The 22,372-nt window shown below is 42.1% G+C and carries 30 protein-coding genes, 2 pseudogenes and 1 riboswitch; of the genes and pseudogenes, 23 read left to right on the top strand and 9 right to left on the bottom strand.

Annotated features, from left to right (window positions below; translation table 11 throughout):
• On the bottom strand, nucleotides 1-975 hold the full coding sequence (locus HNR43_RS00395) for a YncE family protein (protein WP_183240763.1): 975 nt from the start codon (nucleotides 973-975) through the stop codon (nucleotides 1-3).
• 92 nt (nucleotides 976-1,067) lie between these two features.
• Between HNR43_RS00395 and HNR43_RS00390 the strand changes: the two genes are divergently transcribed.
• The 3 genes from HNR43_RS00390 to HNR43_RS00380 all read left to right on the top strand — a co-directional run bounded on the left by HNR43_RS00390 (nucleotide 1,068) and on the right by HNR43_RS00380 (nucleotide 3,011).
• On the top strand, nucleotides 1,068-1,442 hold the full coding sequence (locus HNR43_RS00390; RefSeq protein WP_183240133.1) for a FixH family protein: 375 nt from the start codon (nucleotides 1,068-1,070) through the stop codon (nucleotides 1,440-1,442).
• A 72-nt stretch (nucleotides 1,443-1,514) separates the two neighbouring features.
• Complete coding sequence (locus HNR43_RS00385; RefSeq protein ID WP_183240131.1) at nucleotides 1,515-2,510, top strand: hypothetical protein; 996 nt, start codon at nucleotides 1,515-1,517, stop codon at nucleotides 2,508-2,510.
• A gap of 42 nt (nucleotides 2,511-2,552) precedes the next feature.
• Entirely contained in the window at nucleotides 2,553-3,011 is a 459-nt protein-coding gene (locus tag HNR43_RS00380; RefSeq protein ID WP_183240129.1) for a hypothetical protein, read from the top strand.
• A gap of 19 nt (nucleotides 3,012-3,030) precedes the next feature.
• Here the strand turns inward: HNR43_RS00380 and HNR43_RS00375 are convergent, their stop codons facing one another.
• Nucleotides 3,031-4,644 (bottom strand): methyl-accepting chemotaxis protein, encoded by a 1,614-nt coding sequence (locus HNR43_RS00375; protein ID WP_183240126.1) that lies wholly within the window; start codon nucleotides 4,642-4,644, stop codon nucleotides 3,031-3,033.
• A gap of 106 nt (nucleotides 4,645-4,750) precedes the next feature.
• Here HNR43_RS00375 and HNR43_RS14065 point away from each other — a divergent pair, with 106 nt between their 5' ends.
• Entirely contained in the window at nucleotides 4,751-4,864 is a 114-nt protein-coding gene (locus HNR43_RS14065) for a DUF6254 family protein (RefSeq protein WP_221248102.1), read from the top strand.
• A 45-nt stretch (nucleotides 4,865-4,909) separates the two neighbouring features.
• On the opposite strand, the gene HNR43_RS00370 is transcribed toward HNR43_RS14065, so the two are convergent.
• Nucleotides 4,910-5,725: a hypothetical protein gene (locus HNR43_RS00370; protein ID WP_183240124.1), complete on the bottom strand. Its 816-nt coding sequence runs from the start codon at nucleotides 5,723-5,725 to the stop codon at nucleotides 4,910-4,912.
• A 95-nt stretch (nucleotides 5,726-5,820) separates the two neighbouring features.
• Nucleotides 5,821-6,480: a phosphate signaling complex protein PhoU gene (gene phoU / locus HNR43_RS00365; protein ID WP_006321631.1), complete on the bottom strand. Its 660-nt coding sequence runs from the start codon at nucleotides 6,478-6,480 to the stop codon at nucleotides 5,821-5,823.
• Nucleotides 6,481-6,619: 139 nt separating this feature from the next.
• Nucleotides 6,620-6,664, top strand: a riboswitch (PreQ1 riboswitch).
• 76 nt (nucleotides 6,665-6,740) lie between these two features.
• Between phoU and queC the strand changes: the two genes are divergently transcribed.
• The 7 genes and pseudogenes from queC (at nucleotide 6,741) to HNR43_RS00330 (ending at nucleotide 11,050) form a co-directional block, all read left to right on the top strand.
• Complete coding sequence (queC, locus tag HNR43_RS00360; protein WP_183240122.1) at nucleotides 6,741-7,406, top strand: 7-cyano-7-deazaguanine synthase QueC; 666 nt, start codon at nucleotides 6,741-6,743, stop codon at nucleotides 7,404-7,406.
• Nucleotides 7,403-7,840 carry a 6-carboxytetrahydropterin synthase QueD gene (gene queD / locus HNR43_RS00355; RefSeq protein ID WP_055440294.1) on the top strand — a complete coding sequence of 146 codons (438 nt, stop codon included), beginning with the start codon at nucleotides 7,403-7,405 and terminating at the stop codon, nucleotides 7,838-7,840. The genes queC and queD overlap by 4 nt, the downstream gene beginning before the upstream one ends.
• Entirely contained in the window at nucleotides 7,840-8,562 is a 723-nt protein-coding gene (gene queE / locus HNR43_RS00350; RefSeq protein WP_183240119.1) for a 7-carboxy-7-deazaguanine synthase QueE, read from the top strand. Before queD ends, queE begins: the two co-directional genes overlap by 1 nt.
• An 18-nt stretch (nucleotides 8,563-8,580) precedes the next feature.
• A pseudogene (locus tag HNR43_RS00345) lies at nucleotides 8,581-8,742 on the top strand (preQ(1) synthase); the annotation flags it as partial.
• Between the two features lie 137 nt (nucleotides 8,743-8,879).
• Complete coding sequence (locus HNR43_RS00340; protein ID WP_183240117.1) at nucleotides 8,880-9,782, top strand: hypothetical protein; 903 nt, start codon at nucleotides 8,880-8,882, stop codon at nucleotides 9,780-9,782.
• 131 nt (nucleotides 9,783-9,913) lie between these two features.
• Nucleotides 9,914-10,243, top strand: a pseudogene (queF, locus tag HNR43_RS00335) (preQ(1) synthase); the annotation flags it as partial.
• Nucleotides 10,244-10,360: 117 nt separating this feature from the next.
• Nucleotides 10,361-11,050: an oxidoreductase gene (locus HNR43_RS00330; RefSeq protein WP_246346198.1), complete on the top strand. Its 690-nt coding sequence runs from the start codon at nucleotides 10,361-10,363 to the stop codon at nucleotides 11,048-11,050.
• A gap of 15 nt (nucleotides 11,051-11,065) precedes the next feature.
• Here HNR43_RS00330 and HNR43_RS00325 read toward each other — a convergent pair whose 3' ends face one another.
• Both HNR43_RS00325 and HNR43_RS00320 read right to left on the bottom strand, forming a co-directional pair.
• Nucleotides 11,066-11,242: a YkvS family protein gene (locus HNR43_RS00325; protein WP_003396733.1), complete on the bottom strand. Its 177-nt coding sequence runs from the start codon at nucleotides 11,240-11,242 to the stop codon at nucleotides 11,066-11,068.
• An 88-nt stretch (nucleotides 11,243-11,330) separates the two neighbouring features.
• Complete coding sequence (locus HNR43_RS00320) at nucleotides 11,331-11,663, bottom strand: hypothetical protein (RefSeq protein ID WP_183240114.1); 333 nt, start codon at nucleotides 11,661-11,663, stop codon at nucleotides 11,331-11,333.
• 147 nt (nucleotides 11,664-11,810) lie between these two features.
• On the opposite strand from HNR43_RS00320, the gene HNR43_RS00315 reads away from it, so the two are divergent.
• Nucleotides 11,811-12,005, top strand: a complete 195-nt coding sequence (locus HNR43_RS00315) for a hypothetical protein (protein WP_183240112.1) — start codon at nucleotides 11,811-11,813, stop codon at nucleotides 12,003-12,005.
• On the opposite strand, the gene HNR43_RS00310 is transcribed toward HNR43_RS00315, so the two are convergent.
• Nucleotides 11,932-12,456 carry a sigma-70 family RNA polymerase sigma factor gene (locus HNR43_RS00310; RefSeq protein WP_183240110.1) on the bottom strand — a complete coding sequence of 175 codons (525 nt, stop codon included), beginning with the start codon at nucleotides 12,454-12,456 and terminating at the stop codon, nucleotides 11,932-11,934. The genes HNR43_RS00315 and HNR43_RS00310 overlap by 74 nt on opposite strands.
• Nucleotides 12,457-12,712: 256 nt before the next feature.
• Between HNR43_RS00310 and HNR43_RS00305 the strand changes: the two genes are divergently transcribed.
• Nucleotides 12,713-12,955 carry a YueH family protein gene (locus HNR43_RS00305; protein ID WP_183240108.1) on the top strand — a complete coding sequence of 81 codons (243 nt, stop codon included), beginning with the start codon at nucleotides 12,713-12,715 and terminating at the stop codon, nucleotides 12,953-12,955.
• Between the two features lie 19 nt (nucleotides 12,956-12,974).
• Nucleotides 12,975-14,234 (top strand): ATP-binding protein, encoded by a 1,260-nt coding sequence (locus HNR43_RS00300; protein WP_183240105.1) that lies wholly within the window; start codon nucleotides 12,975-12,977, stop codon nucleotides 14,232-14,234.
• Between the two features lie 151 nt (nucleotides 14,235-14,385).
• On the opposite strand, the gene HNR43_RS00295 is transcribed toward HNR43_RS00300, so the two are convergent.
• A complete protein-coding gene (locus HNR43_RS00295; protein ID WP_183240103.1) occupies nucleotides 14,386-14,988 on the bottom strand; it encodes a nitroreductase family protein in 603 nt (200 codons plus the stop codon).
• Nucleotides 14,989-15,097: 109 nt separating this feature from the next.
• On the opposite strand from HNR43_RS00295, the gene HNR43_RS00290 reads away from it, so the two are divergent.
• From HNR43_RS00290 to HNR43_RS00270, 5 genes are all read left to right on the top strand, one after another.
• The gene (locus HNR43_RS00290; RefSeq protein WP_183240101.1) at nucleotides 15,098-15,406 is read left to right on the top strand and encodes a winged helix-turn-helix transcriptional regulator; all 309 of its coding nucleotides are present in this window, start codon (nucleotides 15,098-15,100) and stop codon (nucleotides 15,404-15,406) included.
• A gap of 57 nt (nucleotides 15,407-15,463) precedes the next feature.
• The gene (locus HNR43_RS00285; RefSeq protein WP_183240099.1) at nucleotides 15,464-15,667 is read left to right on the top strand and encodes a DUF1659 domain-containing protein; all 204 of its coding nucleotides are present in this window, start codon (nucleotides 15,464-15,466) and stop codon (nucleotides 15,665-15,667) included.
• A 13-nt stretch (nucleotides 15,668-15,680) separates the two neighbouring features.
• Entirely contained in the window at nucleotides 15,681-15,896 is a 216-nt protein-coding gene (locus HNR43_RS00280) for a DUF2922 domain-containing protein (RefSeq protein ID WP_183240096.1), read from the top strand.
• Between the two features lie 70 nt (nucleotides 15,897-15,966).
• Complete coding sequence (locus HNR43_RS00275; protein ID WP_021095644.1) at nucleotides 15,967-16,110, top strand: YvrJ family protein; 144 nt, start codon at nucleotides 15,967-15,969, stop codon at nucleotides 16,108-16,110.
• A gap of 81 nt (nucleotides 16,111-16,191) precedes the next feature.
• On the top strand, nucleotides 16,192-17,484 hold the full coding sequence (locus HNR43_RS00270; protein WP_183240094.1) for a globin-coupled sensor protein: 1,293 nt from the start codon (nucleotides 16,192-16,194) through the stop codon (nucleotides 17,482-17,484).
• Nucleotide 17,485: 1 nt separating this feature from the next.
• Here HNR43_RS00270 and HNR43_RS00265 read toward each other — a convergent pair whose 3' ends face one another.
• Complete coding sequence (locus tag HNR43_RS00265) at nucleotides 17,486-17,653, bottom strand: hypothetical protein (RefSeq protein WP_183240091.1); 168 nt, start codon at nucleotides 17,651-17,653, stop codon at nucleotides 17,486-17,488.
• A 113-nt stretch (nucleotides 17,654-17,766) separates the two neighbouring features.
• Between HNR43_RS00265 and HNR43_RS00260 the strand changes: the two genes are divergently transcribed.
• From HNR43_RS00260 to HNR43_RS00245, 4 genes are read left to right on the top strand one after another with little or no spacing between them, the layout of a single operon-like run.
• Nucleotides 17,767-20,151 carry a Na+/H+ antiporter subunit A gene (locus tag HNR43_RS00260; protein WP_183240089.1) on the top strand — a complete coding sequence of 795 codons (2,385 nt, stop codon included), beginning with the start codon at nucleotides 17,767-17,769 and terminating at the stop codon, nucleotides 20,149-20,151.
• Nucleotides 20,148-20,570, top strand: coding sequence for a Na(+)/H(+) antiporter subunit B (locus HNR43_RS00255; RefSeq protein WP_183240086.1), 423 nt, complete (start codon nucleotides 20,148-20,150; stop codon nucleotides 20,568-20,570). The genes HNR43_RS00260 and HNR43_RS00255 overlap by 4 nt, the downstream gene beginning before the upstream one ends.
• Nucleotides 20,570-20,902, top strand: coding sequence for a Na(+)/H(+) antiporter subunit C (locus HNR43_RS00250; protein WP_183240084.1), 333 nt, complete (start codon nucleotides 20,570-20,572; stop codon nucleotides 20,900-20,902). The genes HNR43_RS00255 and HNR43_RS00250 overlap by 1 nt, the downstream gene beginning before the upstream one ends.
• On the top strand, nucleotides 20,895-22,367 hold the full coding sequence (locus HNR43_RS00245) for a Na+/H+ antiporter subunit D (RefSeq protein WP_183240082.1): 1,473 nt from the start codon (nucleotides 20,895-20,897) through the stop codon (nucleotides 22,365-22,367). Before HNR43_RS00250 ends, HNR43_RS00245 begins: the two co-directional genes overlap by 8 nt.
• Nucleotides 22,368-22,372 lie beyond the last annotated feature (5 nt).

Raw genomic sequence — 22,372 nt, 5'->3', positions numbered from 1 at the left:
TTATTCCTCCTTCGCACCACGGAAAAAGATGTAAAACGGTCCATGTCCGACAGAAACCGTTTTTGTTTGTTTTAACGTTTTTTCGTCGACAAAAATAAGTTCATTGCCATCGTAGCTTGCGATGACGAGCTCCTTTTTTGCTTTTACTATGGCGAAAGGATTTGCGCCAATATCAAGTGAGCGCATCAAATGTTTCGTTTTCGGATCAAATGCATATAGCATGTTCGATCCGTGGCAAAGCACGTATATCGTTTTGTTCGTCTGTACAAATTGAATCGGCATCGTTTCCGCTTTCACACGTGTGAGCAAACGCCCGTCCACAAGTGAATGAACATATGCTTCTTGTTGAATATTCGCCCCGCTTCCATGCCCGCCAACCCATAGTTCATCGGTTTCAGGTACGACTAAGCCACTCACGGCAAAATCGAGCGTATCGACTGTTCGTTTCACTCGTTTTGTCGCTTTGTCAATGAATGAAATGGCGCCCTGTTTAAAATGAATGACGATCCATTGATGATGTTTTTTATCTTCGATGATCGAAAAAGGGGAAGGGGGAGTAGCGATCGTATGTTTCACTTTCCCATCGAACGTCATGATCGACACCGTACTATCTTTTTCGTTCACAACAAGTAACTCATGCGCGGTGACAAGTATGTCCGTCACGCCTTTATGTACGTTCCATCGTTTCTTTTCTGTTCCTGTCGATAATGAATAGGCGATCATTTCGTCCATATCTTGTCCGAATAACATCACTGTATCGTTATCAGGAAGTAGGATCGCTTTTGTTACCGGTTTTTTCATCTTCCATGTTGCAATAAGTTTTTTCGTGTTATAATCAATAAATGACAAGCTTTGTTCTTTTATATTGACGACGCTAACGACCGATTTGTCCCGTGGAATCGGAGTGTACGTTTGTGGGGCGCAACTTGCCAACAAAACGACGATCATGAGCAGAAAAAAGAAACGAACTTGCATTGCACGCATCCTCCATCAAGTATGTTTATTATGATTGTATCAAATATTTGTGATTATTTTGTGAAACTATTGTAACATGGAAGGGGATTCAAATGAAAAAATGGTTATTGTTGTTTGCATTTGCTTTACTCGTTGTCGCTGGCTGTGCGAACAAAGCGGAAGAAGAAGAGCTGGCATATTTAGACGTCAAAATGGCGATCGAAGAAAAGCTCCCAGTTAATCAAGAAGTCGAACTCGCTTGTTTTGCCACATATGGTGATGAAAAAGTGACCGATGCCTCAGAAGTGAAGTTTGAAGTATGGAAACACGGTGAAGAAGATCGGCAAATGATTGAAGGGAAACACGTCGGTGACGGAAAATATGTTGCGCGATATACGTTCCCAACGAAAGGGACGTATTCGGTTGTTGCACATGTGACAGCAAAAAATATGCACAATATGCCAAAAGTTGATGTAGTAGTGGAATAAGAAAAACGGCGGAAAATATTCGCCGTTTTTTTTCATATATATAGAAAAAATGGACGAGTGGGGGAGAGTATCGTGTGGATGCGAGCGATTCAAATTGCGTTTGTGTATGTCGGAACAGTCGTTGGTGCCGGTTTTGCGACCGGAAAAGAAATTGTGCAATTTTTTACGCAATACGGAGCAATTGGGACGGTCATGATTGCAGGAAGCGGAGGTCTATTTATTTTTTTCGGGACGCGTTTAATGGTGATGGCCAATCGGCTTCAAGCGCGGTCATATGAGCAATTCAACGCCTATTTGTTCGGAAAAATGAGCGCAGTTGTCAATTTGTTTATGTTTGTTGTGCTATTTAGCGTGACGTCTGTTATGTTGTCGGGAGCAGGGGCGGTGTTTGAAGAACAGCTTCATATGCCGGCGCATGTCGGGCTTTTGTTTACGATGTTGCTTGCGTTTGTGACGATGTTATTTGGCTTAAATGGCATATTAAGCGTCAATATGGTCGTTGTGCCACTGATGATCGTCTTTAGTTTGTCCATTGCGATGATGAACGGAGGCGACATCGTCTGGACGAAACCGCCGTTTGCTGCGCTTTTTTCTCCGTTTGCGTATGTCGCGTTTAATTTAGCGATGGCACAAGTTGTGCTCGTTCCACTTGCGACAGAAGTGAAAGATGAACGAACGATTCGACTTGGAGGGTGGCTTGGTGGCATATTGCTTATGGGCATTTTATTCAGCAGTCATTTGGCTCTGTCTTTGCTTCCAGACTTGCAATCTTACAGCATTCCGATGGCGGAAGTAGTGAAACGTTCGCTTGCATCATTTTATGGTCTATACGTCGTCATCATTTACGGTGAAATTTTCACTTCATTTATTGCCGGTGTGTTCGGACTGCATCGAAAACTAGCGCTTTTTTTTCGGACACCGATCTTTGTCCTCATTGCGCTTTTGATGGCGATGTATGCGTTTAGTTTAGTCGGATATCACTCGCTTCTCACTTTGTTATATCCTTTATTTGGATATATGAGCATCATATTTATTTTCTTGCTTTTCTATCGAAAAATGCCTAGCTAGAAAAAAAGAAGTATAGTACATTGAATGTAAGGGGGTGAAATGATGCGTCAAACGGTCATCGCTATTGTAGCTTTACTGATTGTATTTACGCTTGAAACGTTTCACATCATTCAATGGTATAATGCAAGCGTATGGCCTGTTATTGTTTTTTCTTTTGGACTTATTGTTCATATATATGTGTTCAAGCGCGGTGTACGTGAGCACGAAGCTTTTCTTTTATTGCCGGCCGCCATTGCGCTATGGATGGGAGCTCTTGCATTTGGTCATTATTTTTCGCTAAATGACGGAACGATGTACGTATTGGCGTTTACGGTCGGTTTATTTGAATGGTGGTTGTTCAGCGGTGAACAGTGGCTGAAAACGCCGCTTCTTTTTTGTTTCGGATGTAGCGTAGCAGCTAGTTTAGAAACAGGGGACATATTTTTACTGCTTTTTGTTTTAACGATCGGCATCGGGGCATATATGCATAACACAAAAAACGAGCGAGCCAATGCGCATTAGGCTCGCTTTTTTTCTTAATTTATTTAATGCCGAAACGATGTAAAATTTGTTTCAGTTGCTGTACTTCTTCTGCTAGTATCGCTGCCTCTTTCGCAAGTTGATGAACGCTTGTTGCTTGTTGTTCAAGACCGCTTGCTGTTTCGTGCACAATTTTTGTAAAGTCGTTGGCGATCGTGTAAACGTCTGCAATGGCTTCATATAGTTCATTTCCTTCTTTTGTCGTTTGTTGCATAAGCGTTCGGTTTCGTTGAATTAAAGCGTTTAACTCATGCGACATCGTTTGAAAATGGGCAAGACTTTCGGTCATTTTTGTTAAGGAGGTAGTCGTTTCGTCCATTGTATTTGCTTGATTTATGACTGCGTTTGCGACAGTTGATAGTTGACGATGCGTGTTGGCAAGCGACGATAAAATTTCATTCGCAAACGCATTCGTATGTTCCGCAAGTTTACGCACCTCGCTGGCGACAACCGCAAATCCTTTTCCGGCTTCCCCTGCTCTTGCCGCTTCAATCGAAGCGTTTAACGCTAACATGTTCGTTTGTTCCGCAATGGCGGTAATGGCGGATACTTTTTGAATTAAAGTGTCCGCTTCTTTTGCGACCGTTTGAATACCTTGTGCGGTGTCATTCATTTGTTGTTTCGTTTCTTTCATTCGTTGTTCGATCGTCTGCATACCGTGATATCCTGTTTTGGCGGATTCAAACGTCGATTGCGCTCGTTCAACAACTTGTTCGATGTCTGTTTGAACGGTGTGCATATATTGTAACATCGTTTGAATGCGCTCTTTTGCTTCATTAACAAACGCGGTTTGTTTTTGTGCCCCTTCACGAAATGTTTCCATTGTCGCAGATACTTCATCAAACGCTTCCGCAATTCGTTTCGTTTCTTCTTTTTGATCGTGGCTCACATGTTCGACGGAGTGGGTAGCTTTAGCAATTTGTTGTAAAATCATGCGCAAACCGAGAATGACTTTGTTTATTTCGTAGCCGATTTGATGAAAAGCGTTGCGCTTTCCGACCGTTTTCACTTCTGCTTGCAACTGTCCAGATGAAACGGCACGAGTGACATGATACCACGCGCGAAGGCGATTCATGATGATGCGATAAAAGGAAAAAGAAACGAAAAAGCCGACAACACATGTGCCACCAACAAGAATGAACGTTTGTTTCAGCGATAAATGCACGAGAAGGGCAAGAATAAAGAGAGCGATGACAGGCAATAAAACGATCGCACCAAGCCACATTTCCATGTATGGCTGATGGATGAGACGGCCCATGCGTAAATTAAAGCGCTTTCCATTTTGTTCAACAAGCGGACAAGAAGCGTCGATGAGCACTTCGCCTGTATTTCGTTTATACAGTTGTAATAGTGGAGCAGTTGTCCGTGCAGATTTTTTTCCTACTTCGTCATCAAACAACATACCTTCGCGTAACCGATTTGTATGTACAAGACTGTGTCCGTCTTCATCCACGATAACAAAATATTCATCGCGATCAAGATGGCGGTCTAATACGTCACGCAACGAATCGATTTGTTGAGCGAGCGGTTGATCGAATCGAATCGTTTGTTTTATTTCTTTCGCTACGTGTTGCACTTTTTTTAGCGCCTTTTTTGCTTGTTTCGATTGTAACAATTTTCTCTCCCCCTTTTCCCCTTACTTTAAATATACACAATTTTCAAACAATAAAAAAGTCATAAAAAAGGAAAATGAACAAATGATAAAAAGGGAGGTGAGACGAATGACTCAGTCTAAAAGACAAAAAGAGCGACAATGGACGGTTCGTAAGCAAGCGCAAAACGAACCACACGGGAAAGTGAAGTCGTTTGAACAACTATTGAAAGAAGAAAAATAAATGGAAAAGGCTGTCCCAAAGAAGCTTGAGACAGCCTTTTGATCGTTATCTTGCCTTTAACGCGCGAATTTCGTTTTCATGTACAAGTGACCGAACAGCAAGCGATTGAATGGCAAGTTCTTGTTGCGCTTGTTTACGGATGACATCATCTAGTTTTTGGGACATTTCAGCGAGGTTTTGCTTGATCGTTGGAATTTCATTGACTGCTTCTAATATTTCAAATACAGCTTGCTTAATGAGAGGAAGATCAGCGATGTCATCTTTTGTGGCCATACGTTGCTCAATGCTTGCGATATCGTCTTTTGTGGCCATCGTTTGCTCGATGTGTTCGATACGCTTGTCCATGGCAACAATGTCATCTTTTGTGGCCATACGTTGCTCGATGCTTGCAATATCGTCTTTTGTAGCCATCGTTTGCTCGATGTGCCCGATACGCTTGTCCATGGCAACAATGTCATCTTTTGTAGCCATACGTTGCTCGATGCTCGCGATATCGTCTTTTGTAGCCATCGTTTGCTCGATGTGCCCGATACGCTTGTCCATGGCAACAATGTCATCTTTTGTGGCCATACGTTGCTCAATGCTTGCGATATCGTCTTTTGTAGCCATCGTTTGCTCGATGTGCCCGATACGCTTGTCCATGGCAGCGATGTCATCTTTTGTAGCCATGCGTTGCTCAATGCTTGCGATATCGTCTTTTGTAGCCATCGTTTGCTCGATGTGCCCGATACGCTTGTCTATGGCAACAATGTCATCTTTTGTAGCCATGCGTTGCTCAATGCTTGCGATATCGTCTTTTGTAGCCATACGTTCGCGCAACAATGCGAGCTCATCAAAAATACGTTTGAGCATCTCATCCATGTTTACTCACCTCCCCCGAAACGATTATATCACCACATCGGAAAAAAATCGACAAATGAAAAAAGTGCCTCAAACTAATATGAGGCACCCGAATGTTAATAGTTTAAATCAATGCGAATTCCTTTAACGCTATATAAAATATTTTCAGCGATGTTTGTCACATGGTCGCCAGCGCGCTCTAAATTGCGCGTCACAAACGATAATTGCGTAATTTGGTTCGTAAACTCAGGTTTTTCGCTCATTAAGTCGATTAATTCTTGAATAATTTTCCCTTGTAATTCATCTACGCGATCATCTTCAAGAGCGATACGTTTCGCTTCTTCAATATCATCGTTATGGAACGCATGAAGCGCATGATCTAACATTTCATTGACGATTGCTGCCATTTCAGGAATGTGAACGATTGGTTTTACATGTGGCTCTGTGCCAATAAATTTAACCGATTTTGCGATATTGACTGCAATGTCACCAATGCGCTCGACATCAGACGAAATTTTCAGCGCAACGATTAATCGACGTAAATCAGATGCAACCGGTTGTTGTTTTAAAATTGTCATAATCGCCAGCTCGTTAATCTCGCGCTCAAGTTCGTTAATTTTTTTATCGTTTTCGATAATTTCATCTGCTTTTGCGATATTTTGCGTTTTTAACGCTTCAATTGATTCATGAAGCGCTTGTTGAGATGCAGATACCATCGTCATTAATTTTTCGCGTAGCTGTTGAAGTGCCGCGTCAAAAGTAGAACGTTTTGTCATATTGAATCACCTAACTTTTTTTGTTGTTATTATATCCTGAAAACAGTTCACAAATAAAGCATAAATTTTTATAGAATGAATATATGTTTTATGGTATATTGTTAGGCGTACAATTGAAGAAGAATTCTACGCTGCTTGCGTAGGAGAGGTTCTAGAACACCCTCTATAAAAAAACTAGGGATCGCTATGTCCTTAGGGGGTATAGCGTTTTTGTTTTAGAACGCTCTTTCTTCTCATCATGTAAGAAAGGAGAGCGAAAGATGAAAAAAGAAAAAGCAGTTGTCGTTTTTAGCGGTGGCCAAGATAGTACAACGTGTTTATTTTGGGCGAAAAAACATTTTGATGAAGTCGAGGCAGTGACGTTTGATTACAATCAACGCCACCGACTTGAAATTGATGTCGCCACATCAATCGCCAAAGAGCTTGACGTACCACATACGGTGCTTGATATGTCGCTACTAAACCAGCTCGCCCCAAATGCGCTCACAAGAAGCGACATAGCGATCGAGCAAAAAGAAGGGCAATTGCCATCCACGTTTGTCGATGGACGCAATTTATTATTTTTATCATTTGCGGCAGTGCTGGCGAAACAAAAAGGGGCGCGCCATCTTGTGACAGGGGTGTGCGAAACGGACTTTAGCGGCTATCCGGACTGTCGCGACGTATTTATAAAATCGTTAAACGTGACGCTTAATTTAGCGATGGATTACGAATTCGTCATTCATACGCCGCTTATGTGGTTAAATAAAGCAGAAACGTGGAAGCTTGCGGATGAGTTGGGTGCGCTTGAATTCGTGCGCCACAAGACGCTCACGTGCTACAACGGTATTATCGCAGACGGTTGCGGTGAATGCCCAGCATGTGTGTTACGTAAGCGTGGTCTCGATCAGTATATGAATGAAAAGAAAGGAGCAGGTGTGCAATGATCCAACAAATTTATCCGCAAGTCATTCACCCGTTTCGCTATGAGCTAAATAAAGATATGCAAATTGCGGCTGCGCACTTTATTCCGCATGAAGCGGCAGGGCAATGTGCGAACATGCACGGACATACGTATTTTATAAACATTACGGTTGCGGGTGACGAGCTTGATGATTCGGGCTTTTTAATTAACTTTCAACAGTTGAAAAAACTTATACACAACCGCTTTGATCATACGGTCATGAACGACCATAAAGATGTATTTAGCGATACAGCTGCTGAGCATTTTCCGACGACAGAAGTGGTAGCGCGAAAAATTGCGGAAATCGTTCAGGAACATTTAGACACGTTGCCAAACAAACCAACGTGCGTCCAAGTGTTTGTACGAGAGTCCCCAACGAGTTATGTCGTATATCGTCCGAAAGCAGGGAAACAATAATGGAGCGCATTCCGGTTATTGAAATTTTCGGTCCGACGATTCAAGGAGAAGGGATGGTCATCGGGCAAAAAACGATGTTTGTCCGCACAGCAGGATGCGACTACCGTTGTCGTTGGTGCGACTCATCGTTTACGTGGGACGGTTCAGCTAAACATGAAATAAAACAAATGACCGCTGAAGCCATTTGGCAACAATTGAAACAACTTGGCGGCGACCGTTTCAATCATGTGACGATTTCTGGGGGCAACCCAGCGTTACTAAAAGGACTTCGTGCCCTTATTTCATTATTAAAAGAACATAACATACGCATCGGACTAGAGACGCAAGGGAGCGTATGGCAAGATTGGTTTTATGACATTGACGATTTAACGATTTCACCAAAGCCGCCAAGCTCAAACATGGAAACAAACTTTACGACGCTTGATACAATCATGGAACGGCTCACAGCGCATCGCGGGCAAGTGAGTTTAAAAGTCGTCGTATTTAACGATGAAGATTTTGCTTATGCTAAACATGTGCATCAACGCTATCCAACCGTTCCGTTTTACGTTCAAGTCGGCAACGATGATATACATGAAGCAGACGACATAACGCTTCGCTTAAAATTATTACAAAAACTTGAATGGCTCGTCGAACAAGTTGTGCAATCAAACGAAATGAACGACGTTCGCGTATTGCCGCAACTGCACACGTTATTATGGGGCAATCGTCGCGGCGTATAACTAAAGGAGGAGAAAAACATGAGAAAAGATGAAGAACTAAAAGGAGTCACGCTTCTTGGCAACCAAGGAACGAAATATGTATTCGAATACAGCCCAGACATTCTTGAAGTGTTTGATAACAAACATCCAGATCGCGACTACTTTGTAAAATTTAACTGTCCGGAGTTTACGAGCTTGTGTCAATGAGGGCACACTTCAGTGGTGACACTGTCGGCTAAACCTTGTGAATTCAGGGGAAGAGAAAAAGGGTGGAAATTATCTGAATTTTTATGTACAATACAAGCATAGGAATATGTGTTCGTGAAAGGGTGTTTGTATTGTACGGTACACCTTGGAGAGATAAGGGATGGTTTACTGAGCAGTTTATTTACATTGGGAAAAGTATTCGTGAGTTGTCCATTGAATTAGGTATGGATTGGTCTAGTCTTGAAAGGTGGAGGCAGATTCACGGGTTACCTAGGCACTCGGAAAGAGAAAGGATTATTGCGGAGTACGGATTAGATGTTTTTGAAAACATAGTGAAGAGGAAAAAGGAAAGATATTCGATTTCTAATAAAAGAAAAGCAGAGATTATGTATAAAGGGAAAAGTTATGAGGATATTTATGGTAAAGAGAAGGCTCAAGAAATAAAAAATAAAATTTCTGCTTCAAATAAAAATGTGAAAAGATCAGAGGAATTTAAAGAAAATCTATCCAAAAAACAAAGAGGGAAAAATAATTCGAATTGGAAAGGTGGATTTTACAGTTCTCAGGTCTATAAACACATTGATCGTCTTAGTGTGAAAGAGTATGTTCTTGACACTTGGAATAGATATATCGTTATTGAAAAAGACTATACTTGTGAGTGCTGTGGAATCAGATCCATTACTTGTAATGGACATCATCTCCTATCTTTTACAAAAATTTTTGATGCTATTTGCTTTTATTTAGATAAACGTAATTGTTTAGACACACTGTCTGTCATTTCAGAAATGCATAAATTCCATAAAGAAAACTTTAGTAAAATTTACAAATGTTTGTGTTCTGCATGTCATCGCAATATCCATCGACAAGAGAATTATTATATGAGAATTCAAGAAGAGAATCGTCTTATCCATTTATTAGAACCCTATTTCTCCAACCCTGAGCCAAGCCTTAAAGAAGAAAGTGCGATGTATACAGCCTTTTTCTTTAAGGAAGGTGCAGAGACTATCGAAATCACTTTATCACGAAGCGAGTAAAAGTAGTGATAAAGGAAGAGAGTAGAGTACATCACGATGAAAATATCGTGGTGGAAGCGCAAGGGTTCTTATTCGATATCGCAGTCGAATAAGAATAAGATATAGTCCACCTGCTCTACAAAAAGCAGTTGCCAAAAACCGGACAACCAGATTTTGCAACAATTTACATTAGTTACATCCCTGATAAAAAATGTGTTGAAAGTAAGTCATTGAAGTTATACTTATTTAGCTTTCGCAACCATGGTGATTTTCATGAAGATTGCGTCAATATTATTATGAACGACTTAATTCGTGTTATGGAACCACGCTACATTGAAGTATGGGGCAAATTTACACCGCGCGGCGGCATTTCGATCGACCCGTATTGCAACTGGGGACGCCCGGGGACAAAATACGAAAAAATGGCGGAATATCGTTTATTAAACCACGACTTATATCCAGAAAAAGTGGATAATCGCTAGTAAGGCTGGCTTATACGCCAGCCTTAAAAAATTCATAAAACACACCTAGTTTTTTTTTGCAAATGGGTATATAATGACAAATTGTTACGAACCTTTTTTCGTCTGGGGGGTCTTCATTTGAGACAGAGAACTGCTCTTGTGATCGGGGCAAGCGGATTAGTCGGAGGCGAGCTTCTCCAACGGTTGCTTCGTTCAGAGCATTATGAACGAGTAACGGTATTTGTTCGACGGCCGATGGCGTTCAAACATGAAAAATTACAACAAGTCGTCGTTGATTTTAACCACATCGAACAATATGAAGAATATTTTCATGTTGATGATGTGTTTAGCTGTTTAGGGACGACGATGAAAAAAGCGAAAACAAGGCAACAATTTATTAAAGTCGATTACGAATATACGTTGCGTGCTGCGAAACTGGCAGAAAAATGTCATGTTAAAACGTTTTTATTCGTTTCTGCGATCGGTGCTCATCCGCATTCGATGTTTTTTTACAATCGCGTGAAAGGAGAAACGGAAGAAGCGCTACAGCGACTTACGATTCGTTCGCTTCACATTTTCCGCCCATCTTTATTAATGGGAGAGCGACAAGAATTTCGTCTCGGTGAAAAAACAGCGGAATGGCTTTGTCACGGTTTTTCGTTTGCGTTCGTTGGCAAATGGGAAAAATATAAACCGATTGCAGCAAAACAAGTGGCAGAAGCGATGTATTATGCCGCGCTTTCGGAAAAGCAAGGCGTATATATTTACGAATGTAGCGAGATGAAAGAGCAATGTGGACAACAAAGAGGGCTGTCTCATCAACAATAAGCAGCCCTCTTTTCGTTATTCAACAATTTTGTAATTTTTATGGTTGACGACCGTCCGTTCTTGCAAGTCAAGTTCTTTATAGTTTTCCATGTACGTTAAGTCGACAATGACCGAATTTTCGTTTACTTTTTCCACAATTCCCCGCAACCCATTTTTAAATTCAATGACGTCGCCAATTTGCGCTTTTTTCATTGAAAATCCCCTTTACTTTTGAATTTTTAAACCTTTTTTCTATTTTGCATGATTTTTCCTCGTTCGTAAAGGGCATTTTCAACTATTTTTAACGCTGTGGTCCATACGACATGGGCATTCCCGGCCACATCGGTGCACTACAACCGCCCGGCATCATTTGTGGCATTTGTTGCGGCATCATCTGTGGCATCGGCATCATTTGTGGCATTTGCTGTGGCATCATGTGCGGCATCGGCATCATTTGTGGCATTTGCTGTGGCATCATATGTCCCATCGGCCACATCGGTCCCATTGGCATGCCACACCCACAATCGCCCGGCATCATTTGCGGCGTCGGCATCATCTGTGGCATCGGTTGCGTTTGTTGCGGCATCATTTGTTGATCTAAGCGGAAATCTTCATACATATTCCAGTCATTCATCGTTCATCTTCCTTTCTTTCATTTAGAATCCACCAACATTGTATGTGTATTTTTTATAGACGTGTGTCGATATGACAAAATTAGGCATTCGCACATCGTATTGACATGTGTCCGTAACCACGTTAAAACAAAGAGGGAGGGATGACGATGACTGAACAAGAAGCAAAGCAACTTTTGCAACAATTGCGCACAAGAGATATTCCGTATGTGCTTGTGAAAAAAGAACATTTTTTAACGTTTCGTCATGTGCTCGTCCAGCAAGACGATTTTAAACATTTTCGTGGTGTGGCGCAGCGCGGTGGCGATGTTTTATATTACTACATGGATCGACCGCGCAGTTAACATATTGCCGTAGCTTTTTTACAGCGGACATGCGCCATTGCTTCACCGCATTGACGGTGACGCCTTCTTCAGCAGCAATTTGTTTGAACGTTTTTCCTTCCATTACGTGACGAACGAGCCATATTTGCTCGCGTGGTGATAAATGTCGCATCGCATCTTCCCATACGATATTGGCAAAAAAATCGACATCTTCTTTTAACACATATTCATCTGGCAACGGGACGTATACGTTTTTCGTTTCTTTGCGAAGCTGCGACACGATGCGCCAACGAATCATTTTAAAGGCAAACGTACAAAACGAACCTTTCGTTTCATCATACCGTTCGTACGCTTCCCAAAGCGCGATTAAACCGATTTGCACATATTCATCGACGTGGCGATGAATATGTAATTGGCGAATGATATATGAAATGAGCGGGCGATATTGTTCGACAACCGTTTCAAACAACATATATATCCCTTTCTTGAAGGCGCGCCCTCACATATTCCGCGGTTACATGTAGCTTATCAAAAACGTTTACGTTGCACGAAACAGAAAGTAGGAAAAAACGTCCCGTTTATGTTAGGCATATGCGGTGTTTCCCTTAGGGAAATACAGAAAATGAGGCGAAAAAAGGGCGGAAAATAGCGTATTTGCCTAAAAAAATGTTTTGAACGATGGGAATTTTTTGTGCTATGATAATAAAAAATGGAAAGGCATGAGCAACATGAAAATAAGAAAAGTATCAGTTCAACAAAACTCTACTCAACAAAACGTATACATTTATGAAAATAAAAAAGAACAATATATCGTTGTCGCCATTCCTTCTTTAGAATGGTCGATACATGTCACTTATGACGATTTAGCAAATATTGAATCACGCCTCCAACAATCGCTTGCGAACGTGTTAGACGAAGAGCATGTGTTGCCACTTGCGATGAAGCTCGCACAATGGATGAGAGAGATGTAAAGAAAGGTTTCGTTGCCAGATGAAATACGCGATTTCTATTTATGTGATTGTAAGTGTTGCTTGGATTGTATTGACCGATTGGTATGTGGAGAAATTACCGATTCCTCAACATATCGCACCATATGTTCAGACGCTCAAAGGCTCGCTTTTTGTTATTTTATCTGCTGTATTTATGTATATCGCTTTAAGGAAACATCGCCAGTTAAAACAAATGGAAGAAAGCGAACAAGAATTGTTAACGCTTATTCATGCGATGCCTGATTTCGTATCGTTTAAAGATGGACAAGGCCGTTGGTTAAGAGTCAACGATTTCGGTTTAAAACTATATGGGCTTGAGCATGTCGACTATAAAGGAAAAACAGATGCCGAGCTCGCAGAGTACACTCCTCATTTTCGCGAAGCGTTACTTTATTGCATCGATTCCGATGAAGAAGCGTGGCAAGCGAAAACGGTGACGCGCGCAGAAGAGTCGTTTTCGATGCCGAACGGTGAAATGAAAACGTTTGACGTCATTAAAGTGCCGCTATTTCATGGAAACGGCAAGAGAAAAGGACTTGTCGTCATCGGGCGCGACATTACACAACAAAAAATTGCCGAACAGCTGTTGTTGAAAAAAGAAAAACTGTCAGTGATTGGCGAGTTGGCAGCTGGGATCGCTCATGAAATTCGGAATCCGTTAACGTCGATTAAAGGATTTTTGCAAATGATGAAAGAGACGAAAGAAGTGGATGAGCGATTTGTACAAATTATGTTAGATGAAATTGAACGAGTCAATCAAATCGTCACCCAACTGCTCGTGCTTGCGAAACCGCAAATGAAAGCGTACAAACCGCTTGCTTTACACGACGTGCTCGAATATGTGCTCGGGTTGTTTACGTATGAAGCAATTTTACAAAACGTACAAATGAAATACGAACCGCGCACATCCGCAATGATATACGGGGACAAAAACGAGCTCATTCAAGTATTTGTCAATATCGTGAAAAACGCATTAGAAGCGATGCCAAAAGGGGGAAGGCTCACGATTTCCGCAAAAGATGAAGTCGATTGCGTTTATGTCGTCATCGAAGATACAGGAAAAGGCATCGAACAAGAGCGGTTAAAACATATCGGCGAACCGTTTTATACGTTAAAAGAAAAAGGTATGGGACTTGGCTTAACGACGAGTATGAAAATCATTCATGAACATAAAGGCACGATGCAAATTGAAAGCGAAGTCGGCAAAGGAACACGGGTTCGGATCATGTTGCCAACATGTGAACAAAAAGACCCGTCTTAAAACGGGTCTTTTTTAAAAGATAGGAAATCGGGTACAGGGAGATGTCTAGCTCCAAGCGCCATCGGTGTGATGCGCTCCGCCCGATAAGCCTCCTCGGTGTTTGTGCGATCTTCGCAGCGCCAAAAATGGCGAAATGGGGGCGCTTTTCTTATCACTCTACCCACGTCGTTAATTCGTTGATTGGTAAACGGTACGACGGATGAGCAGGTGCGCTCGCTTTTCCGACTGTAATCAGCATAACTGGAACGTAGCGCTTAGGAATGTTGAATGCTTCCACAAATGCTTGTGTGTCAAAACCGCCGATCGCACACGTATCGAAACCTTCCGCTTTTGCCGCGAGCATGAATTGCATCGCAGCTAATGATGCGTTTGAAAATGCCGCATCGCGCGCATATTGGCTGTTTGTATACGCCTGTTCAATTTGCTTGGCGAGCGTTTCTTTCACTTCTTTTGTTATTTTTCCTTCTGCGACAAGCTGATCATAGACGGCATCTGTTTTTTTATTGGCTTCTAAGTCGCCAAGCACCGCAACAACGGCGGAAGCATCAACAATTTGTTGTTGGTTGTAGGCGATCGGAAGGAGCTTTTGTTGCGCTTCTTTTCCGTAAATGACGACGAAATGCCAATGTTGTAAATTCCAAGCGGAAGGCGCTTTTCCTGCTAACTGCAACAGTTTTGTTAATTGTTCTTTCGAAATCGAAGCGTTCGGATCGTATTTTCGGACGGATTGCCGTTGTTCAATAATCGAAAGCATATATAATCCTCCTTTATAAAAGAAAATAACTTACTTTTTGTTAGAAACAATGTTTATATTAATTTAGTTACAATAAGTTTGTCAAATTTCATGCATAGGGTGATCATTCATGGAGCATTCACATGTCTGTCCGAAAATTGAAGCGGCGTTTCAACTGCTTGGAAAGCGATGGAATGGACTTATTATTCACGTATTATTTCGCGGACCGCTTCGGTTTAAAGATTTAGCAGAAAGCATTCCAGAAATTAGCCAAAAAATGTTAACAGAACGATTAAAAGAATTAGAAGAAGAACACATCGTTGTTCGCCACGTTTACCCTGAAAAGCCTGTGCGCATTGAATATGAATTAACGGAAAAAGGAAAGGATTTGCATATTGTGATGGAAGCTGTGCAAAAATGGGCAGAAAAATGGGTGTAGTCCCTAACCTTTCGCCGTCATCGTTGCGATAGTTATAAGTGAAAGGAGGGGAGGAACATGCTTCAACGTTCACAACTTCGTTTAACGTTTGAAGTGGGCGTAACAGAGGCGGGCAAACCGCTATATAAAAATAAGACGTATACGATTAAACCGAACGCAACGGAAAGCTCGCTCGTCTCTGTCGCTCAAGCGCTTGCATCTTTGCAAAGCGCCCCGCTCGTTCACGTGTATCGCAACGATGTGCATGTATTAGGCGAGTAAGGAGGGATAACAAATGAAAACACTTGAATTACAGTTTGTAAATGAGGAAGGAAAGACCGTTCGTTTGAGCGTTGATGCTCCGCGTGACGATGTTACACAAATACAAGTTGCGAATGTGATGGATGTGATCATTGCTGCAAACGTCTTTCCATCAAGTGGAGGCGATCTAATGGCGAAAAAAGGCGCGCGCCTCATTGACACAACGATCACAGAATGGACGTTTATGTAAACGGTTCGGGTGCCCTATGTTTCGGGGGCACCTTGTTATATATCAACCGAAAAAGAAAGGGATGAGAAAGATGGAAGCCTATTTGTCGCTTCTTTCCGATGTCGGTTTTCCGATTGCGGTGACGTTTTATTTACTGCATCGGATCGAAGGCAAACTAGATGCGGTCATCGACTCGATTCGCATGTTAGGCGAACAATGGAAAGCACCCAACTAAATGGGTGTTTTCTTTTTTCATTCCTTTTGTTAACATAAACATGTAAGCAAGCTGTTTATATGAGTTAAGGGGGGTTTTATTTTGTTTAAACGAAAACAAGAGGAGCGCGATTTACAACTTGAAGCGATTTTACAAATGAAAGAAGAGCCGATTCGCCTCCATGAAGGAACGGTCGAACGGCAACTTGCGCTCATCGGTATGACAACAAAAGATGTCGCAATTTTACGATATGTTCAACCATATATTGAAACAAACATTGCACGTATCGTTGACGCATTTTACGGAGCGCTTCAAAAAGAAAACCATCTACTTTCCATCATTCAACAACATAGCACGATTGAGCGACTAAAACAAACGTTAACGGTACATGTAAAAGAAATGTTCAGTGGAAACATCGATGAAGCGTTTATTGAAAAAAGACGTCGCGTTGCCCAAGCGCATGTGCGCATCGGCTTAGAGCCGAAATGGTATATCGCTTCGTTTCAACATTTACTTGAGGAAATTTTAGCGGTGATGCTAGAGCAATTGCCTCAACAATCGTATGTCATTGTAGTCATGAAAACGGTTTCGAAAATGTTAAACGTTGAACAACAACTCGTTCTTGAACAATATGAACGAGAGAACGAATTGCTTCGTCTGCAAATGGAGACGTTAAAACAACAAATGAAAGAACAAGTGAAATTATCGCTGCAACAGTTAAGTCACGCATCTGATGAAGTAAGCGCTTCCGTTTCGTCATTAAACGAACAAGCAACAAGCATTTCACAAGCGGCAAAAGAAGCGTCTACCGTAGCGATAGCGAGCGCAGAAAAATCGACGCAAGGAAAACAACAGTTGCAAATGCAAGTCGAAAACATGTTACAAATGAACGAAAAAATGAAACAAATTGAGACGAATATGGACAAGCTTCAACAAGCGATGAAAGAAATTGAACATATCGCATCTCTTGTCACATCGATTGCCGATCAAACAAATATGCTTTCATTGAACGCATCCATTGAAGCGGCGCGAGCAGGAGAACATGGCAAAGGGTTTGCGGTCGTCGCTAACGAAGTGCGTAAGCTTGCTACGCAAACGAAACAGTCCGTTGCAGATGTTGCGCGCGTATTAAGTGACATTCATCATCACATTTTAGCCATGTCGCAATCGCTCGAACAAGCATCGCTTTCAGTGACCGAGAGTACAAACGGAATAGAAACGGTGTATACGTTTTTTGATGAATTTGCGTCAGCGCTTGAACGGATTTGCCAATATAACGTGCGTATTGATGATGAAATGAAAGCATGTGTACAAGCGGTTAGTGAAATTCACGAAGCGATGACACACGTATCGGCATCGGCGGATGAATTAGAAGGGCTCGCAAGCGAACTGTAAGCTAGTTTGTTTTCTCCTTCTCTTTCCTTTCTATTTTCCGAATATATTGCCTCGGTTGAAACGGCTGATCGAGCTTTTCGTTTACGGTGGCGTAAACGGAAGGCTCTATTTTTTTGACTGTTGTTTCATAGTGATCGACCATCATGGCAATGATAAAAAAAAGAACCATCACGTGTCTTCCTTTCTTCATTTTTACTATGTATTTTGAAAAAAAGTGAAACTTTTTATACATATGGCACGTATAAAAAAGAGGATGGCTATGTCAGAAGGGGGTTGATTGTTATGCCGACATTACATATCGCGATGTTTGCGCCATTTTTGTTGGCGCTACTCGTTCCGTTTTTGTACAAATTTATTCGTTCGCTTCATGTCGGATGGTTTGTTTTACCGTTGCCGATTGCTCTATTTGTCTACTTTTTATCTTATATGGAGAACGTGCGTCAGTACGAAGCAGTGAGCGCCACGTTGCATTGGATTCCGTCGCTTCACATTTCATTTGACGTATACGTTGACGGATTAAGTTTATTATTTGCGCTACTTATTACAGGTATCGGCTCGCTTGTTGTCCTTTATTCGATTTATTATTTACAAAAAGGAAAAGAGCAGCTCGGAAACTTTTACGTCTATTTGCTTTTATTTATGGGAGCGATGCTTGGCGTTGTACTTTCTGACCACTTAATTTCGCTATATGTATTTTGGGAGTTGACGTCCATTTCGTCGTTTTTATTGATCGCCTATTGGTACACGCGCGATCGATCGCGCTATGGCGCACAAAAATCAATGCTGATTACGATGTTTGGCGGACTGCTGATGCTCGGGGGATTTGTGGCGCTTGCGATCGCAGGTGGAACGTATAACATTCGTGAGCTTATGCATACACCATTAACGGAACATCCGCTTTTTATCCCCGCACTTTTCCTTATTTTGTTTGGTGCTTTTACGAAATCAGCGCAATTTCCGTTTTACATTTGGTTGCCTGATGCGATGGAAGCGCCAACGCCCGTCAGTGCATATTTACATTCTGCTACGATGGTGAAAGCAGGTATTTATTTAATTGCTCGTTTGACGCCGATTTTCGCCGTTTCATCTGTTTGGGTTTGGACGATTGCGCTCGTCGGACTTGTGACGTTATGTTGGGCTTCGTTTTTAGCCTCGAAACAAACAGATTTAAAAGCGATTTTAGCGTACTCAACGGTTAGCCAGCTCGGTTTAATTACGTCGTTGTTAGGGATCGGAGGGCTATCGTTTCATTATGATTGGATAGACGAAAATGTATTTATGGTCGCGGTGTTAGCTGCTATTTTCCATTTGTTTAATCATGCGACGTTTAAAGGAAGTTTGTTTATGGTCGTTGGGATTGTCGATCATGAAACAGGAACGCGCGACATTCGTCGTCTTGGTGGTTTAATGACGATCATGCCGATAACGTTTACGATCGCGCTAATTGGTTCGCTGTCGATGGCGGGTTTGCCACCGTTTAACGGCTTTTTAAGTAAAGAAATGTTTTTTACTGCGATGTTGCGTGCGAAAGATGTTGCTAGCTGGGCGGTTGTGTTGCCTGTTGTCGCATGGGTGGCAAGCATATTTACGTTTTTATACAGCACGCTTTTCGTTAGTCGAACGTTTTTCGGGAAATATAAGCCGCATGTATTGAAAAAAGAAGCGCATGAAGCACCAATTGGCATGCTTATCGCGCCAATCGTGTTAGCGTTGCTCGTCATTTTCATCGGATTTGTACCGAATGTATTGTCCGACTCTGTATTAGCCCCAGCCGTATATGCGGTGCTATACGGATTGTTTACGCCAAATGAAGCGCTTGATGTGTATATTTCCCATTGGCACGGCTTTACACTAGAATTGTTTATGACGATCGGCGTATTATTGTTTGGTTTGCTGTTATATCGTACGTTTCCAAAATGGAAAAAAATATATTATCGCTTTTCTGAGCGGATGTCGCTGAACTTTTTGTACGATCAATCGTTCGTCTGGATGGAAAGAGGCGCTCGTTCGTTTACATCGCGCATCATGACAGGCTCGATGCGCACGTATTTAATTTATATTTTTACATCGCTCGTTGCCTTGCTTTTGTTTACGATCGGTTGGAACGAGCAATGGAACATCGATTTAAGCCGTTTAGCAAACATTCGTGTGTATGAAGTCGTTTTAGCGGTAGCGATTGTGGCGGCAACGGCCACAACGGTTATTGCGAAATCACGTTTAACAGCAATCGTTTCATTAGGGGCAGTTGGCTATGCAGTTGCGTTATTTTTCGTTTTATTTCGTGCGCCTGATTTAGCGCTAACGCAACTTGTCATTGAAACGATTTCCGTCGCGCTCTTTTTGCTTTGCTTTTATCATTTGCCGAAGTTTAGCCAAAAGCAAGAAAGCGTCGGTTTTAATTTAGGAAACGCTGTTATTTCGATTGCAGTTGGGGTGACGATGAGCGTCATTGCCTTTTTAGCGTATGCCGGAAAACATTTCGATGCCATTTCGCAATATTACGTGGACAATACGTATGAAAAAGCGGCTGGAAAAAATATGGTCAATGTCATTTTAGTCGATTTTCGTGGCTTTGATACGTTGTTTGAAATATGCGTATTAGCGATTGCCGCCTTAGGCATTTATGCGATGGTAAAATTGCGGCTCGCGAAGGAGGAGGAGCGATGAGACGAAACGATGTCATTTTACGAACGACAACAGCGGTTGTCACGCCGATCATCGTGTTATTTTCCGTTCAGTTGTTTTTTGCTGGTCACTATTATCCTGGTGGTGGATTTATTGGCGGGTTAATGACGGCTGGAGCGATCGTTTTGTTGCTTTTAGCGTTTGATATTGAAACCGTTCGAAAAATGGTTCCTATTAATTACAAATGGCTTGTTGCGATCGGACTGTTGTTTGCGGTCGGAACGGGGATGAGCAGCATGTTTCTCGACCGCCCGTTTTTAACGCATGCGTATGAATACGTCCATTTGCCGTTGCTTGACTATACGTCGCTTCATACTGCTGTGTTGTTTGACTTAGGTGTTTATTTTGTTGTCGTTGGTGTGACGATGATTATTATTGAAACGATAGGGGAGAGCGACTAATGGAACTGCTTATGATCGTCGTCATCGGTTGCTTATTTACCGCTGCGACATATTTGTTGCTCAGCAAAAGTTTACTCCGCATTATTATCGGCACAGGGTTGCTTAGCCATGGCGCTCATTTGTTGCTGTTGACGATGGGCGGGCTAAAAGTAGGTGCCCCACCGCTTTTAGGAGAAAAGGCGGCACGATACGTTGATCCGCTTCCCCAAGCGCTCATTTTAACAGCGATCGTCATTAGCTTTGGGGTAACAGCGTTTTTCTTAGTATTGGCGTATCGCTCATACCAAGAAATTGGAACAGATCATATGGAAGGGATGAAGGGAGATGAGTAACCTTCTGCTTTTGCCAATTCTCATTCCGCTTGTGACGGCCATTATTCTTATTTTTTTCCCGAAGCACGTCTTTTGGCAGCGCGCTGTTTCGACGCTTGCAACGACGAGTTTAATCGTCGCAAGCAGCGTCTTGCTTCATCGCGTGTATACGAACGGCATTCAGACGTTAAACGTCGGAAATTGGTCAGCCCCATTTGGCATTACGCTCGTATCGGATTCGCTATCTGCTTTGCTTGTGTTGACGACGAGCATCATTGCACTTGCTTGTTTAATGTATTCGTTTTATGCGATCGGGCACAAACGGGAAACATTTTATTACTACTCGTTTTTTCAATTTTTGCTCGTTGGCGTCAACGGGGCATTTACGACAGGCGATTTGTTTAACTTGTTCGTCTTTTTTGAAGTGATGCTCATGTCTTCTTACGTGTTGCTTGTACTTGGAGGCACGAAAATTCAATTGCGTGAAACGATTAAATATACGCTTGTCAACGTCATTTCGTCCGCGCTATTCGTCGTGGCGGTCGCTTATTTATATGCGGTGACAGGGACGTTAAATATGGCTCATTTAGCTGAGCGTATTCATGAACTCGGCTCATCGCCGATTTTAACGGTTATTGCGGTGTTGTTTATGATCGTATTCGGATTAAAAGGGGCGATTTTCCCGTTATACTTTTGGCTTCCGGGTGCGTATTATGCGCCGCCAACACCTGTGTTAGCGTTGTTTGGTGGATTGTTGACGAAAGTAGGGGTATATTCCATTTTACGTACGTTTACGCTTTTATTTACGCATGATGCTGCCTACACGCATACGTTGCTCGCTTGGCTTGCGCTCGGCACGATTGTAATTGGCGTCATCGGAGCAGTCGCCTACAACGATATGCGCTACATCGTCATTTATAACATTATTGCAGCAGTCGGCGTGATGATTTTCGGCATTTCCATCATGACGCCAGACAGTTTAGAAGGAACGATTTTTTATTTGTTGCAAGATATGGTGATGAAAGCGATGCTCTTTTTATTCGTCGGTATCGTCTTTTCGATTACTCGTTCAAACGATATTCGTTCATTTTCTGGGTTGATGACATCGTATCCGCTTCTCGGTTGGGCGTTTTTTATCGCTGCGTTATCGCTCGCAGGCATTCCACCATTTAGTGGCTTTATCGGCAAGCTGTTAATTGTGAAAGCAAGTTTCGATCAACAGCTCATCTTTGAAGCAGTCGTCATTTTATTGTCGAGTTTGCTTGTGCTATATTCGATAATGAAAATATTTATGACCGGCTTTTGGGGCGAGAAAAAAGGATTTGAACAAAAGAAGCTTGATGGACGATTCGTTTCGGTGTTGTTTTTGCTTGTTTTATCTGTTGCATATGGCGTTAGTATTGAATTTGTCCGCCCGTTTGTTGCCGATGCGGTAAGTGTATTAGTCGATCCGAGTATGTACATTCAAGCGGTGTTAAAGGAGTAGAGAAG

Source organism: Anoxybacillus mongoliensis, assembly GCF_014201515.1.
Classification (GTDB): domain Bacteria; phylum Bacillota; class Bacilli; order Bacillales; family Anoxybacillaceae; genus Anoxybacillus; species Anoxybacillus mongoliensis.
This window is presented reverse-complemented; position numbering and strand designations above follow the sequence as displayed.